12 protein-coding genes are annotated in these 13,856 nt (G+C 59.5%); 4 read left to right on the forward strand and 8 right to left on the reverse strand.

Annotated elements, in window-relative coordinates:
• Positions 1–29 precede the first annotated feature (29 nt).
• From B195_RS19810 to B195_RS19835, 6 genes are all read right to left on the reverse strand, one after another.
• Complete coding sequence (locus B195_RS19810) at positions 30–1,475, reverse strand: SulP family inorganic anion transporter (RefSeq protein ID WP_003439397.1); 1,446 nt, start codon at positions 1,473–1,475, stop codon at positions 30–32.
• Positions 1,476–1,637: 162 nt separating this feature from the next.
• Positions 1,638–3,305, reverse strand: coding sequence for a gamma-glutamyltransferase (gene ggt, locus B195_RS19815; protein WP_003439396.1), 1,668 nt, complete (start codon positions 3,303–3,305; stop codon positions 1,638–1,640).
• A gap of 176 nt (positions 3,306–3,481) precedes the next feature.
• On the reverse strand, positions 3,482–4,375 hold the full coding sequence (locus tag B195_RS19820) for an NAD-dependent epimerase/dehydratase family protein (protein WP_003439395.1): 894 nt from the start codon (positions 4,373–4,375) through the stop codon (positions 3,482–3,484).
• Between the two features lie 114 nt (positions 4,376–4,489).
• Positions 4,490–5,401, reverse strand: coding sequence for a LysR family transcriptional regulator (locus B195_RS19825; protein WP_003439394.1), 912 nt, complete (start codon positions 5,399–5,401; stop codon positions 4,490–4,492).
• Between the two features lie 159 nt (positions 5,402–5,560).
• Complete coding sequence (locus B195_RS19830; protein WP_003439393.1) at positions 5,561–6,145, reverse strand: NAD(P)H-dependent oxidoreductase; 585 nt, start codon at positions 6,143–6,145, stop codon at positions 5,561–5,563.
• A 167-nt stretch (positions 6,146–6,312) separates the two neighbouring features.
• Complete coding sequence (locus tag B195_RS19835; protein ID WP_003439392.1) at positions 6,313–7,077, reverse strand: sulfite exporter TauE/SafE family protein; 765 nt, start codon at positions 7,075–7,077, stop codon at positions 6,313–6,315.
• 106 nt (positions 7,078–7,183) lie between these two features.
• Between B195_RS19835 and B195_RS19840 the strand changes: the two genes are divergently transcribed.
• The 3 genes from B195_RS19840 to B195_RS19850 all read left to right on the forward strand — a co-directional run bounded on the left by B195_RS19840 (position 7,184) and on the right by B195_RS19850 (position 10,128).
• Positions 7,184–8,077, forward strand: a complete 894-nt coding sequence (locus tag B195_RS19840; protein ID WP_003439391.1) for a LysR substrate-binding domain-containing protein — start codon at positions 7,184–7,186, stop codon at positions 8,075–8,077.
• A gap of 137 nt (positions 8,078–8,214) precedes the next feature.
• On the forward strand, positions 8,215–9,618 hold the full coding sequence (locus tag B195_RS19845) for an amino acid permease (RefSeq protein WP_003439390.1): 1,404 nt from the start codon (positions 8,215–8,217) through the stop codon (positions 9,616–9,618).
• 165 nt (positions 9,619–9,783) lie between these two features.
• Positions 9,784–10,128 carry a cupin domain-containing protein gene (locus B195_RS19850; protein ID WP_003439389.1) on the forward strand — a complete coding sequence of 115 codons (345 nt, stop codon included), beginning with the start codon at positions 9,784–9,786 and terminating at the stop codon, positions 10,126–10,128.
• Positions 10,129–10,182: 54 nt separating this feature from the next.
• Here the strand turns inward: B195_RS19850 and mmsB are convergent, their stop codons facing one another.
• Together mmsB and B195_RS19860 are read right to left on the reverse strand one after the other, a co-directional pair.
• Positions 10,183–11,070: a 3-hydroxyisobutyrate dehydrogenase gene (mmsB, locus tag B195_RS19855; RefSeq protein WP_003439387.1), complete on the reverse strand. Its 888-nt coding sequence runs from the start codon at positions 11,068–11,070 to the stop codon at positions 10,183–10,185.
• Positions 11,071–11,081: 11 nt separating this feature from the next.
• Positions 11,082–12,596, reverse strand: coding sequence for a CoA-acylating methylmalonate-semialdehyde dehydrogenase (locus tag B195_RS19860; protein WP_003439386.1), 1,515 nt, complete (start codon positions 12,594–12,596; stop codon positions 11,082–11,084).
• A gap of 182 nt (positions 12,597–12,778) precedes the next feature.
• On the opposite strand from B195_RS19860, the gene B195_RS19865 reads away from it, so the two are divergent.
• Positions 12,779–13,726, forward strand: coding sequence for a LysR family transcriptional regulator (locus tag B195_RS19865; RefSeq protein ID WP_003439384.1), 948 nt, complete (start codon positions 12,779–12,781; stop codon positions 13,724–13,726).
• The last annotated feature ends 130 nt before the right edge of the window (positions 13,727–13,856 follow it).

Genomic DNA, 13,856 nt, shown 5'->3' on the forward strand with positions numbered 1-13,856 from the left:
GGGGCTCGCTCCTACAAATAGGCGGGGGGTTACTCGTGGTGGACGCGGGCGCGCTTGAGCAGTTTTTTGCTGCGCTCGGACAAATGCAGGACCCGCAGGTGCTTGCCCGCTTTTGTGTAACGCTCGCGCAGGGTGTCCAGCGCGGCAATGGCCGAGTAGTCGACAAAGCTCAGATGGCTGCAATCCAGGGTCACTCTGGCCGGGTCGCCAGCAGGATCGAACTGTTTGAGAAAGGCCGCCGTCGAGGCAAAAAACAAGGTGCCGTGGACCCGGTAAAGCTTGCTGCCATCAGTTTCCAGATAGGTGTCGGCGTACAGCTGGCGCGCCTGCTGCCAGGCAAAATTGAGGGCCGCGATGATGACCCCGCACAACACCGCAACGGCCAGATCGGTGAACACGGTGATCACCGTTACCGCGACAATCACCAGAACATCGTTCAACGGCACCTTGTTCAGCACCCGCAATGAGGCCCAGGCAAAGGTTTGTTGCGCGACCACAAACATCACGCCCACCAGCGCCGCCAATGGAATGCGCTCGATAAACGGCGACAGAAACAATACGAACAGCAAGATCATGATCCCGGCCGTTACCCCGGACAGGCGACCGCGTCCGCCAGAGCTGAGGTTGACCACGGTCTGGCCGATCATGGCGCAGCCACCCATGCCGCCAAACACGCCCGATACCATGTTCGCGGCGCCCAGCGCCACGCACTCGCGGTCCGGATAACCACGGCTTTCGGTGATTTCATCGGTCAGGTTCAGGGTCAGCAGGGTTTCCAGCAGGCCCACCAGCGCCATGACGATGGCGTAGGGCGCAATGATGCCCAGGCTTTCCAGGTTCCACGGGATATCGGGCAGGCTGAACGTCGGCAAGCCGCCGGCAATATGCGCCATGTCACCCAGGGTGCGGGTCGGCAAACCCAGCAGATAAACCGCCAGCCCGACCCCGAGGATTGCCACCAGGGCCGGCGGCGCGGCCCGGGTCACCCGGGGCAGTAAATAAACGATGGCCATGGTCAGCGCCACCAGCCCGATCATCAGGTACAACGGCGCGCCGCTCAGCCAGGTTGCACCATCCTTGAAATGATCCAGCTGGGCCATGGCAATGATGATCGCCAGGCCGTTGACGAAGCCCAGCATCACCGGGTGCGGCACCATGCGCACCAGCTTGCCGAGCCTGAGCAGCCCGAACGCCAGCATGATCAGACCGCCCAGCAGCACAGTGGCCAGCAGGTATTGCACGCCGTGTTGCACCACCAGCGCGACAATCACCACGGCCATGGAGCCGGCAGCACCGGAGACCATGCCCGGCCGGCCGCCGAAGAGCGCGGTAAGGGTGCAAATGATGAACGCGCCATACAGCCCCATCAACGGATTGAGGTGGGCTACCAGCGCGAAAGCGATGCACTCGGGCAGCAGGGCAAACGACGTCGTGAGTCCGGCCAGGGCATCAGCGCGCAGACGTGTGAGTTTCATGGCGTACCTAAAATTCGGGGCGGGAAAAGCGGAGGGGGTATCGAAAAAAGAATGGTAACAAATTGCGAAGATGCGGGATAACCGTAGGAGCGAGCTTGCTCGCGAGCTTTTCAGCGCAGAGCTCGCGAGCAAGCTCGCTCCTACAGGTTTTTCAGGGTGTTCTTACTTCACAACCTTGCCAACCCCGCGACCACGGGGGTCAGAGGCGGTTTCCAGCTGGGTGCCGTTAACCCGGATCGCCTGTATATCACCCATGTTCCAGCCCTGATCCTCCAGGGTGTAGCCCATGGCTTTGAGCTCATCGGCAACTTTGCCGGTGAGCGGCGCGTAGGCGTCGTAGTAGATCGTGTCTTTAGGCAGCAACTGGTGATGTACCCGCTGGGCGGCCACGGCTTTTTCCAGCGGCAGGTTGTAGTCGTAGATATTGTTCAGCACCTGGAAGATCGAGGTGAAGATCCGCGAACCGCCCGGCGTACCGAGCACCAGGGTGACCTGACCATCACGGGTCACCAGGCTCGGGCTCATCGACGACAACATGCGCTTGCCCGGCTCGATGGCGTTGGCATTGCCCCCCACCACACCAAAGGCGTTGGCCACGCCCGGCTTGGAGCTGAAGTCGTCCATTTCATCGTTGAGCAGGAAGCCCGCGCCTTTGACCACGACGCCACTGCCGTAATCCCAATTCAGGGTGTAGGTGTTGCTGACGGCGTTGCCGTCTTTATCGACAATGGAGAAGTGCGTGGTCTGATGCGGCTCAAGTCCGGGCTTGATATTGGCCGTCGGCGAAATCGCTTTCGGGTTCACTTCTTTTGCCCGCTTGGCGATGTAGGCCGGGTCGGTCAACTCGGCCACCGGCATCTTGCCGAAGTCCGGATCACCGAGGTAATCGGCACGGTCGGCAAACACGCGCTTTTCAATTTCGGACAACAGGTGAATGTAAGGTGCCGAGTTCAGTTCAACACCTTTGAAGTCCGCGGCGCGGTCTTCCTTGATGCCGATCAGTTGCGCCAGTGCGATACCGCCAGAACTTGGCAGCGGTGCTGTGTACAAGCTGTTGCCGCGGAAATCGACCCGCATCGGCTCACGCCAGTTGACCTTGTAGTCATTCAGATCTTCTTTGGTGATCAGGCCCTTGTCCTGCTGCATCTGGGCAATCAGCAGGTCGGCGGTCTGGCCGTGGTAGAACTCTTTGGCGCCCTGGTCGGCAATACGTTCCAGGGTGGCGGCCAGTTCAGGCTGCTTGAAGGTTTCGCCAGGTTTCATGCTGCCGAAATAGTCGCTGAAATTGGTGGTGCCCTTGAACAGCGCCAACGCATCTTCGCGGTACTGGTATTGCTGATCGGCCACCTTGAAGCCGTTTTTCGCGTAGCCCACGGCGGGGGTCAACAACTCGCTCCATGGCAATTTGCCGAAGCGCTGATGGACTTCCCACAGGCCCATCACCGTACCCGGCACGCCAGCGGCGCGCGAGCCGACCAGGCTCAGGTTCTCGATGATTTCGCCTTTGTCATTGAGGTACATATCGCGGCTGGCAGCCTTGGGCGCCGTTTCGCGATAGTCGAGGAAGTAGGGTTTGCCATCGATAAACAGGGTCATGAAACCACCGCCACCAATGTTACCGGCTTCGGGGTAAGTCACGGCCAGGGTGAAGGCGGTTGCGACTGCGGCATCGACTGCGTTGCCGCCTTTTTTGAGAATTTGCGCCGCGACTTCAGCGCCGTACTGATCCGGGGCGGCGACTGCCCCGCCTTCCAGCGTAACGGCATAGGCTGAACAGCTGGCTGCGATGGCAGCCGTCAAGGCCAGGGTTTTGAACCATACAACACGCATTGGAACTTCCTTTTATTTTTGTATAACGATGCCGAACATTGTCTGATTTCAGAAACGTTTACAAACAACAAAAGTAAAAATGCGGGCCTGTGCACAAACCGAAAAGCTATCCAAGAACAGCAGGAGCGAGCTTGGGCGCAAAAGAGCTCGCTCCTGCGGGGGGCAGAGATCAGGGGTTACAGCATTTGGTTTTTGATCCACTCCACCACGCTGCTGCGTTGCGGCGTCCAGCCCAGCAGTTCGCGGGCGTTTTTGCCGCGTACCCGGCTGTTGGAACCCAGGCCGTAGTTGGCCATTTCATAGCCCCATTCAGCTTCAGCATCGGCCAGCGGCCAGTCGTGGGCTTCACCCAGCCCCAGCACCCGGGCGATGGCGTTGCTCATGTCGGCAAACGCCGCTTCGCCACTTTCAACAAAGTAGAAAGTCCCGGCCGGGGTGTTTTCCAGTGCCAGCAGGTACAGGGCCACGACGTCGTCGATATGCACGTTGGACCAGATGTTTTGCCCGCTGCCGACATGACGCACGACTCCGCTCTTGCGGGCCTGTTTGAGCAGGCGCGGCAGTTGCACGCTGTCGCGTTTTACCCCAAGGCTGTGGCCGTAAATCAGGGTGTTGCAGATGACCGCTGAACGTACATTGTCGTTGGCCGCCGCCAGTACCAGATTGTCGATGGCAACCCGCGCCGCCTTGTCGACGCTCGGCTCGGGCAACTGACCTTCGTAGTAGACAACGTCGCTGGCCTTGCCACCCGAGGCGTCGCCAACAATGCTCGAACCGCTGGTGTGCAAAAACACTTTGCCGCTGCCGCGCAGGGCCTTGAGCAAGGCTTCGACGGCGCCCCGATGGTCGCTGCTGGCCGCGTTGATCACCGCATCCGCCTGGCTGGCCTGCTTGGCGAGCAAGTCGCTGTCATCCAGGGCGCCCAGCACCGGCGTGATGCCAAGGGCGAGCATTTCCTGTTGCTGATCCGTGTTGCGCACCAGACCCGTGACCTGATGCCCGGCCTTGACCAAAGCGCTGGCAATTGAACCGCCGATAAATCCTGCTGCGCCGGTAACGAAAACCTTCATGGAGTGACTCCCGCGTGAAATAAGTGATGCCGCCAGTATCGAAGAGTGAGGGCAGTGGAAAAACCCGCCGCGGGCCAATTCAGTCTTGCGTACAGATCACTAATGCGCGGGGATTTACCCTTTGAAGTACGGCACCGCATAGCTGGCGAGCTTGTCCTGGATGAAGTCCAGAAAGCACTGAATGCGTAGCGCCAGCTGCGAGTTGCGGTAGTACACCGCGTGGATCGGCTGGCGGTAGCCGCTGTTGAATTCGCCCAGCAGCACTTGCAGGCGCCCGGTCTTGACGTCTTCATGGGTCATGAAATGCGACAGGCAGGCGATGCCCTGCCCTTGCAGCGCCAGATGGCGGACCGTCTCGCCACTGGAAGCACTGATGTGCGGCTCGATGGCCCAGCGATCGCCTTGTGCATAACGCAACGGCCATTGGTTCAAACCGTCATTTTGGGTAAAACCGATCAGGGTGTGACTGGCCAGATCGGCGACGCTGCCGGGGGCGCCGTGGCGGGCGATGTAGTCGGGGCTGGCGAGGATGCTCAAGGGGCTGCAGCCCAATGAGCGGGCGTGCAAGGTGGAATCGGCCAGGGTACCGATGCGGATCGCGATGTCAGTGCTTTGCTCCAGCAAGTCGATGATCAGATCATTACTGTTGAGCTCCAGCTGGATCTCGGGGTAGAGCTCACGGAACTCGCTGATATACGGCACGATGGCATGCAGCATGAACGGCGAGGCGGCATTGATCCGCAGACGCCCGGAAGGCGTGCGCTGGTGGGAAATCAAACGGTCTTCAAGCTCATCCATTTGCTCCAGGATCAGCTTGGCCCGCTCGAAGAAAAACTTGCCCTCCTCGGTCAGGTCCATGCGCCGCGTGGTGCGGTTGATCAAGGTGGTTTCGAGCTTGGCCTCCAGCCGTGACAAGGTACGGCTGACCGCCGAAGGAGTTTGTCCGGCCTGTTCGGCAGCCGCGGAAATGGAGCCGCACTCAATCACTGAAACAAAGATTTGCAGCTCATCGGATCTGGCTTTCACACGTGCCCCTCATTGGTAACTGCCTGCAGCGTAGTCGCTGACTCGCGAAGCGAGGCTGCGATCAGGGTAGCAATTTCACACTGATCGCAGTCCCGCGGTGCGCAATCAAACGGCTCGCAGCCGCGCTCCGCGAGTCAGCGACTACCGCAATTGCAGGCGTTAGATGGCGAACACTTGTTTCAGGTGTTGCTCATAACGGGCGGCATCGTCCTGGGGTTGTGGACGTTTCATCACGTCGACACACAGGAAGGTCGGCAAGGCGCTCATGCCAAGGAACTCATTGGCCTTGTGGAACGGGAAGTACACCGCGTCCACGCCTTTGCCTTCGAAGAAGTCAGCCGGATCATCAAAGGCTTGCTGCGGTGCGTTCCAGGTCAGCGACAGCATGTACTTTTTGCCGTGAATCAAACCACCGCTGCCATAGCGCTGCGAAGCGTCGGAACGGGTACGGCCGTCACTGGCGTAGAGCTTGCCGTGACCTTCGGTGAAGACTTCGTCGATGTACTTTTTAACGATCCAGGGGGCGCCCATCCACCAGCCCGGCATTTGATAAATGATCACGTCGGCCCACAGGAATTTCTCGACTTCCTCGGCCACGTCATAGCCTTCATCGATGTGGGTGACTTTGACTTCGAAGCCCTGGCGATCGAAAAAAGCCAGCGCAGTGTCGTGCATGGTCAGGTTGTAGCGACCATCGGAGTGGGCAAATTTTTTGGCACCGTTAAGCAAGAGTATTTTTTTCATCATCAGCCTCATTCGGGATTAACCCTCAGCGCTGTTGAGCGGCCTTCGGGTGTTAAAGATTTAATACCTGGCAGGGTATCGATCACTGCCCTCGGGAAAAACCCGCATCGGAGCAAATCACCTTTGCTTATCAAGCACGAATAGCTGCCATATTGTTGCCAAAACCTTTAACCAGCGATTAGCAGATGCATACCCAATAGCGCCATACCGATAAAAAATACGGATTTGAATAATGCGCCGCTGATGCGCTGACGCAGCCATTGACCCAGCCACATGCCGAGCATGGCGGGCAGCAGCGCCAGCAATGACCCATTGAGCTCGCCGCCACCCAGATTTCCGCGCCAGTAAAGCCCGGCAGCCAGGGCCAAGGTGGAGACGCTGAAGGACAATCCCAAGGCCTGTACCAGCTGATTTTTGCTTAAGCCCAGGGCCTGCAGATACGGCACGGCAGGGATTACAAACACACCGGTGGCCGAGGTAATGATCCCGGTGATCAACCCGCAGGTTGGCCCCAGCCAGTTCTCCATCCGTGGCGCGACCCGCAGCACGGGCAGAAACAGCCCGCTCAAGGCATACAGCAACAACGCCATGCCCAAAGCCCGTACCACCCAGCTGCCGCCATCACTGCTGAGCCACAGCATGCCAAGGCCGGTGCCCAGCAAAATCCCCAGTTGCATCGGCCACAGCCGCTTTATCAGCCCGCGTAGCCGGCCGCCCGCAGCCAGTTGCCAGGTATTGGTGACGATGGACGGGATGATCAGCAATGCCGCTGCCTGTGCCGGGGCAATAGCCAGACCCAGCAAGCCCATGGCTACCGTCGGCAAGCCGAGGCCAATCACCCCCTTGACCGTTCCGGCCACCAGAAAAGTCAGCAGCACCAGCAGTGACAGGGACCAGCCAAGGTTTTGGTAGAACTCGAAGAGTGTTTTCATGGCCCTATGCTGGGCCACGGTGCCGGGGTTGGAAATGCGTCATATACTGAGCCAGCCTCTTGCATGACAAGAGGCTTATTTACCAAGGCAGGTGACATGGAGGCTTATGCACTTCGATCTGGTGGATTTACGGCTGTATCTCAATTGCCTGCAGACCGGCAGCATCACCGCGGGCGCCGGTCTCAGCCATTTGTCCCTGGCCGCCGCCAGTGCGCGCATCAGGGCGATGGAAGCGGCGCTGGGGGTGGCATTCTTGCAACGCAGCCGGCGGGGCATCAGCCCGACACCTGCGGGCCAGGCGCTGGCGCAACATGCCCGGCTGCTGCTGCGACAGGTGGAACGCATGAATCACGATCTGGCCGAATACGCCCAGGGCTTTAAAGGCCAGGTACGGTTGCTGTGCAATACCGCAGCCCTTACCGAATATCTGCCCGAGTTGCTGGCCGATTTTGTACGCCAGCATCCCCATATCAGTGTCGACCAGCACGAATTGACCAGCCTGCGTATCACCCATGCCCTGCGCCAGGACGCCGCCGATATCGGGATAGTTTCCAATGCAGTCGATACCCGGGATCTGCAAACCCGGCCCTTTCGCGATGATCCGCTGGTGCTGGTGCTACCCCAGGAGCATCCACTCTCCAGTCTGCCGCAGCTCAGGTTCAGCGACACCTTGAGCCATGACTATGTTGGACTGTCAGCCAGCAGTGCACTGGCCGTGTATCTGGAAGAGCAGGCGCTGCACAGCGGTTGCCGCATGCAGGTGCGCATCCGGGCCGAGGGCTTTGATGGGGTCTTGCGCATGGTTGCCCGGGGCGCCGGGCTGGGCATAGTGCCCAAGGCCACCATCGAACGCTGGCAGGCACCGCGCACCTTCAAGGCAGTGCCCCTGAATGAGCCCTGGGCAGACCGCAAACTGCTGCTGTGCGCCCGCTCCTTCGAACAATTACCGGCCTGTGCGCAAACCCTGCTTGGGGTGCTATCGACCCCGGATAACCGATAAGAAACTTCCTAGAGTGCTGTTCGCCTGTATGCCTGAATTTTTACCAAGAGTAATATCCGGGGCTTGCTGACCCAACGCGGCGCCTGTCGTCCCGTTGATTTCATCATCATTGAGAATAACCACCCACAAGGCACCCGATGGCTGACGCTAACTCCCCCCCGGTCACACTCAAACGCGGTTTGAAAAATCGTCATATCCAGCTGATTGCCCTGGGCGGCGCTATCGGTACCGGGCTGTTTCTGGGCTCGGCGGGCGTGCTCAAGTCCGCAGGGCCGTCGATGATTCTCGGTTATGCGATTGCCGGCTTTATCGCGTTTCTGATCATGCGCCAGCTCGGCGAGATGATCGTCGAAGAACCCGTGGCCGGCTCGTTCAGCCACTTTGCCCATAAGTACTGGGGCGGCTATGCGGGCTTTCTGTCGGGCTGGAACTATTGGGTGCTGTACGTGCTGGTGGGCATGGCCGAACTGACTGCGGTCGGCAAATACATCCAGTTCTGGTGGCCCGAGGTTCCGACCTGGGTCAGTGCCGTGGTGTTCTTTGTGCTGGTCAACCTGATCAATACCCTGAACGTGAAGGTCTTCGGCGAGATGGAGTTCTGGTTCGCGATCATCAAGGTGGTGGCGATTGTCGGCATGATAGTGCTGGGTTGCTATCTGCTGATCAGCGGCACCGGCGGCTCCCAAGCCTCATTCAGTAACCTGTGGAGCCATGGCGGATTCTTCCCCAATGGCGGCACCGGTTTGCTGATGGCCATGGCCTTTATCATGTTCTCCTTCGGTGGCCTGGAGCTGGTGGGTATCACCGCCGCCGAAGCCAGCGAACCGAAAAAAGTGATCCCCAAAGCCATCAACCAGGTGGTGTACCGGATTCTGATTTTCTACGTCGGCGCCCTGACTGTTCTGTTGGCGCTGTACCCCTGGGACCAGTTGCTGGTGACCCTTGGCGCCGGCGGGGATGCATACGGCAGCAGCCCGTTCGTGCAGATTTTTGCCTTGATCGGCAGCAATACCGCCGCCCAGATCCTCAACTTTGTGGTGCTGACAGCCGCCCTGTCGGTCTATAACAGTGGCGTTTACTGCAACAGCCGCATGCTCTTCGGTCTGGCCGAACAGGGCGATGCGCCCAAGGCGCTGATGAAGCTGACCAAAAATGGTGTGCCATTGCGGGCACTGGGGGTGTCGGCGCTGGTGACCTTGCTGTGTGTAGTGGTCAACTACCTGGCGCCGCACAAGGCACTGGAGTTGCTGTTCGCGCTGGTGGTGGCTTCGTTGATGATCAACTGGGCGCTGATCAGCCTGACCCATATCAAGTTCCGCAAGGCCATGGCGGTACAGGGCGTGAAGCCTTCGTTCAAAGCGTTCTGGTTCCCGTTCAGCAACATCCTGTGCCTGGTGTTCATGGCCACCATCGTCTCGGTGATCTGGATGATCCCCGATGTACGTGCGTCGGTGTATGCGATCCCGGTGTGGCTGCTGATCCTTTACGGGTTCTATCAAGTACGCCTGCGTACGGGCAAAGCATTGGCAAACCCGCGCTGATCCTTGCCTGACACAACAAAGCCCCGGTCCTTGTATCAAGGATCGGGGCTTTTTCGTATCCGCAGGCTGCGTATTCGGGTCACTGGGGGTCGGAACCAGACATCTGCCGGACACCGCCGCCGGTTAGGCTGAAATCCGTGTCTTGATCCATCTACCGGAGTCCTTATGTCTGCGCCAATTACCGTACTTCGCGACACCCACCCCCTGCCCGTGCTTGATGCCTGCAAATGGGAAAAGCTCGAAGGCGATCCGCACACCGTGAACCTCAATGCCTACACCAGCGATGATGGCAGCAAAATCATGGGCACCTGGATTTGCACGCCCGGCAAGTGGTACGTGGAATACGTGAAGTGGGAGTACTGCGATTTCCGCGAGGGCTACTGCATCATCACCCCCGAGGGCAAACAACCGATTCATCTGCGGGCCGGGGATATCTTTATCGTGGAGCCGGGGATGAAAGGCACATGGGAAGTGGTTGAAACAGTGCGCAAGTATTTTGTCTTTGCCTGATTGGCACCACGCAAAAAACCGGGAGTCCGCCCGACGCGGACTCCCGTAAATGCCCTATTCGGGCTTGCGATAGCTATTGATGATGGCCGAGAAGTCCTTACCGCCCTCTCCGCGCAAACTCATTGCCTGGTACAACTGTTGCGCCACTGCGCCCATGACCACGGGCTGATGCGCCTGACGTGCAGCTTCGGTGGCCAGCCCCAGATCCTTGAGCATCAGCTCGGCACCAAAACCGCCGGTGTAGCCGCGCGAAGCGGGTGCCGTTGGCACAATGCCCGGCCACGGGTTGTAGATTTCGGAACTCCAGCAGCGTCCGGTGGAACTGTTGATCACCCCGGCCAGCACTTCGCTGTCGATACCCAATGCCGCCCCCAGAGCCATGGCTTCACTGACCCCGACCATGGAGATACCCAGCAGCAGGTTGTTGCAGATTTTAGCCACCTGGCCGGTGCCCACATCCCCACAATGGACTATGTTGCGGCCCATTTGCGAAAGGACCGGGTGCAGCGTATCGAACAGGGCCTGGCTGGCACCGACCATAAAGGTCAGGGTGCCTGCCTGCGCCCCGCCGGTGCCGCCGGACACCGGGGCATCGGCCATTTGCACCCCTTGTTTGGCCGCCGCGCCCGCTACATCGCGAGCGGTCTGCGGGTCAATGGTGCTGCAATCCACCGCCGGGACACCTTCGCCGATGCCGGCCAGCACCCCGTCTTCACCCAGCCATACGCTGCGCACATGGGCGGCAGCCGGCAGCATGGTGATCACCAGTTCAGTACCTTTGGCCGCCTCACGGGGCGAAGCGCTGACATGGCCGCCCAGGGCCGCCAGTTCAGCCAGAATGTCCTTGTTCAGATCAAACAGGTTCAACGAGTGCCCGGCCTTGAGCAGGTTGCGCGCCATGGGTGCGCCCATGTTGCCCAAGCCGATAAATGCAATGTTCATGGTCTGTGCCCTCAACGAAGATTGATGGTGGTGTTGACGCCATCATTCACGCTGTCATCGTCGAACCAGCGACTGGTGACGGTCTTGGTCTGAGTATAGAACTGCACCACTTGCTTGCCGTACGGCCCCAGATCGCCCAGCTTGGAACCACGGGAACCGGTGAAGCTGAAGAACGGGACCGGCACCGGAATCGGGATGTTGATGCCGACCTGGCCCACGTCGATTTCGTTCTGGAATTTACGCGCCGCCGCACCGCTTTGGGTGAACAGGCCGGTGCCATTGCCGAACGGGTTGGCGTTGACCAGCGCAATGGCCTGGTCAAGGGTATCGACTTCAATCACCACCAGGACCGGGCCGAAGATTTCCTGGGTGTAGATCTGCATGTCGGTGGTGACACCCGAGAACAGGGTTGGCCCCACAAAGTTGCCGTGCTCGAAGCCCGGGACCTTGATATCGCGGCCATCCAGCTCCAGTACCGCGCCTTCCTTGATCCCGCTTTCAATCAGCCCCAGCACGCGCTCTTTCGCACGCTTGGAAATCACCGGGCCGACATCGGTACCCGCCTCGCTGCCGGCATTGACCTTGAGCTTTTGTGCCAGCGCTTTGAGGTCCGGCAACCATTGTTTGGCCGCGCCCACCAGCACCACCACCGAGGTGGCCATGCAGCGTTGCCCGGCAGCACCGAAACCGGCACCGACCAGAGCATTCAGGGTTTGCTGGCGATTGGCATCGGGCAGTACCACGGCGTGGTTTTTGGCGCCCATCATCGATTGCACGCGCTTGCCGTGGCGGCCTGCCAGGTCATACACGTGGGTGCCCACGGCGGTTGAACCGACGAACGATACAGCCTTGATATCGGCGTGGGTGCACAGAGCATCCACCACGTCCTTGCCGCCATGGACCACGTTAAGCACGCCTGGTGGAACCCCGGCTTCAAGAGCCAGTTCCACCAGCATCAGGGTCGACAGCGGGTCTTGTTCTGACGGTTTGAGGACGAAGGTGTTGCCGCAGGCGATGGCCATCGGGAACATCCACAGCGGAATCATTGCAGGGAAGTTGAAAGGCGTGATGCCTGCACAAACGCCGATAGGTTGACGCAAGGTGTAGGTATCCACCCCGCTCGCAACGTTTTCTGCGAACTCACCCATCTGCAGGGTACCGATAGAGCACGCGTGCTCCACGACTTCCAGGCCGCGAAAAATATCGCCCTCGGCGTCGGCAATGGTTTTGCCCTGCTCGGCACTGAGCACCGTGGCGATACGCTTGGAGTGTTCACGAATCAGCGCCTGCAACTTGAGCATGATGCGCATCCGCGCGCCGATCGGCGTCAGCTTCCAGGTCTGGAAGGCGCGTTGCGCTGCGGCGATAGCGGCGTTGACTTCATCGGGGGTAGCGAAAGGGACTTTGGCCAGTACTTGCTGAGTCGCCGGGTTGACGATGTCGTGCCACTCGGTGGTCTGGGACTCGACCCACTCGCCATCGATCAGCAGTCGGGCATTTTGGTACGGGGTAGTAGAAACGTTCATGGAAGTCTCCGAAATTATTGTTATGTCCGGTCACGCCAATCTGTAGGAGCGAGCTTGCTCGCAAGCAAGCTCGCTCCTACAGATTAAGTCGTGCACCGGTGCGCCCGGATTGGTCGCAGGACTGTTTTTGGAGTATAGGTGTGCGTTCTTCTAATAAGAACGCACATAAAAGCCGGTCTAACATGCAAAAAAACATCACATCGTTAAGCGCACTGAACTGGGACGACCTGAAGTTTTTTCTCGAGGTGGCCCGCACCCGCAAGGCCAGCAGCGCCGCCAAGCGCCTGGCGGTGGACTACACCACCGTGTCACGGCGTATCAGTTCGCTGGAAGCCGCGCTGGGTACCTTGCTGTTCGAAAAATCCCGTACCAATGGCTTCACCCTGACCCCTGAAGGCCAGCGTCTACTGGGCTATGCCGAGTCAATCGAGAGCACGCTGCACATGGCCTGCGAGCAGGTTTCGGGTTCGGGCGTGGCGCTGTCGGGGCATGTGCGAATGGGCTGCACCGAGGGCTTCGGAAGTTTTTTTATCACCCCGCAGTTGAGCCACTTCGTGGATGCCTACCCGGCCATTTCCGTGGACATCTTGCCGTTACCGCACTTCATCAGCCTGTCCAAGCGCGAAGCCGACATCGTGATTGCCCTCGAGCGCCCGGAACACGGGCCGTATGTGTGCTGCAAGCTGTGTGACTACCAGTTGCAGTTATTTGCTACCCAGGAATACCTGGACCAGCACCCGCCGATTCGCCGGGCGGCCGACCTGGTGGATCACCCGTTTATCAGTTACGTCGACGATCTGGCGTTCAGTTCCGAGTTGCTGTACCTGGCCAATGTGCTGCCCGGCGCCAGCGCCAACCTGCGCAGCACCAGCGTGATCGCGCAGTTCGTGGCGGCGCAGCAGGGTCGCTCGCTGGCAATCCTGCCGTGCTTTCTGGCGGCACAGGACCCGCGTTTGCTGCCGGTACTGCCGGACGAGATCAACCTCACACGCCAGTTCTGGATGTACTGCCGGGAGGATTTGAGGAAGCTCAAGCGGATCACCCTGTTGTGGGATTACATCCGCGAAGTGACGGAGCTGAATGCACCGTTGTTGCTGGGGGAAAGTCGCGAGATGCGTTTCGCCGATTAACAGTCCTAAACGCGCAGCCGACACAGGAGAGCCGCACCTGCGTACTGCGCTGCGCGCCGCCGGCCTTAAGAAATTTAGGACAAATCCCATAGGCGCCAATTTTCACCACTCTTACTCTGCGGCTCCGGGC

The organism is Pseudomonas sp. Lz4W, assembly GCF_000346225.2.
Taxonomy (GTDB): Bacteria; Pseudomonadota; Gammaproteobacteria; order Pseudomonadales; family Pseudomonadaceae; genus Aquipseudomonas; species Aquipseudomonas paraversuta.